Below are 1,636 nucleotides of genomic sequence, written 5' to 3'. Positions count from 1 at the left end.
ACTCATCGCAATAATCATCGTATAAGGAGGTGATCCAGCCCCAGGTTCCCCTAGGGCTACCTTGTTACGACTTCACCCCAGTCATGAACCACAAAGTGGTGAGCGTCCCCCCGAAGGTTAAACTACCCACTTCTTTTGCAGCCCACTCCCATGGTGTGACGGGCGGTGTGTACAAGGCCCGGGAACGTATTCACCGTGGCATTCTGATCCACGATTACTAGCGATTCCGACTTCATGGAGTCGAGTTGCAGACTCCAATCCGGACTACGACGCACTTTTTGGGATTCGCTCACTTTCGCAAGTTGGCCGCCCTCTGTATGCGCCATTGTAGCACGTGTGTAGCCCTACTCGTAAGGGCCATGATGACTTGACGTCGTCCCCACCTTCCTCCGGTTTATCACCGGCAGTCTCCCTGGAGTTCCCACCCGAAGTGCTGGCAAACAAGGATAAGGGTTGCGCTCGTTGCGGGACTTAACCCAACATTTCACAACACGAGCTGACGACAGCCATGCAGCACCTGTCTCATAGTTCCCGAAGGCACCAATCCATCTCTGGAAAGTTCTATGGATGTCAAGAGTAGGTAAGGTTCTTCGCGTTGCATCGAATTAAACCACATGCTCCACCGCTTGTGCGGGCCCCCGTCAATTCATTTGAGTTTTAATCTTGCGACCGTACTCCCCAGGCGGTCTACTTAACGCGTTAGCTCCGAAAGCCACGGCTCAAGGCCACAACCTCCAAGTAGACATCGTTTACGGCGTGGACTACCAGGGTATCTAATCCTGTTTGCTCCCCACGCTTTCGCATCTGAGTGTCAGTATCTGTCCAGGGGGCCGCCTTCGCCACCGGTATTCCTTCAGATCTCTACGCATTTCACCGCTACACCTGAAATTCTACCCCCCTCTACAGTACTCTAGTCTGTCAGTTTCAAATGCAATTCCGAGGTTGAGCCCCGGGCTTTCACATCTGACTTAACAAACCACCTGCATGCGCTTTACGCCCAGTAATTCCGATTAACGCTCGCACCCTCCGTATTACCGCGGCTGCTGGCACGGAGTTAGCCGGTGCTTCTTCTGCAGCTAACGTCAAATGATGCACGTATTAAGTACACCACCTTCCTCACTGCTGAAAGTACTTTACAACCCGAAGGCCTTCTTCATACACGCGGCATGGCTGCATCAGGCTTGCGCCCATTGTGCAATATTCCCCACTGCTGCCTCCCGTAGGAGTCTGGACCGTGTCTCAGTTCCAGTGTGGCTGATCATCCTCTCAGACCAGCTAGGGATCGTCGCCTTGGTGAGCCCTTACCTCACCAACTAGCTAATCCCACCTGGGCATATCCTGACGCGAGAGGCCCGAAGGTCCCCCTCTTTGAGCCGAAGCTATTATGCGGTATTAGCCATCGTTTCCAATGGTTATCCCCCACATCAGGGCAATTTCCCAGGCATTACTCACCCGTCCGCCGCTCGACGCCGTTATCGTTCCCCGAAGGTTCAGATAACTCGTTTCCGCTCGACTTGCATGTGTTAGGCCTGCCGCCAGCGTTCAATCTGAGCCATGATCAAACTCTTCAATTTAAGATTTTGTGACTCAATGAATACTGATTACATTTACAAGTAAATGTTGAATTGACTGTGCC

The 1,636-nt window shown here is 52.6% G+C and carries 1 rRNA gene; it reads right to left on the bottom strand.

The annotated features are described in order from the left end of the window. Window positions 1-22 precede the first annotated feature (22 nt). A 16S ribosomal RNA gene (locus tag RH40_RS07490) occupies window positions 23-1,574 on the bottom strand. Between the last annotated feature and the right edge of the window lie 62 nt (window positions 1,575-1,636).

It is taken from the genome of Vibrio caribbeanicus ATCC BAA-2122, assembly GCF_000165125.1.
Taxonomy (GTDB): Bacteria; Pseudomonadota; Gammaproteobacteria; order Enterobacterales; family Vibrionaceae; genus Vibrio; species Vibrio caribbeanicus.
Note: the sequence above shows the minus strand (reverse complement) of the source record. Positions and strands in the feature narration are given on the sequence as shown.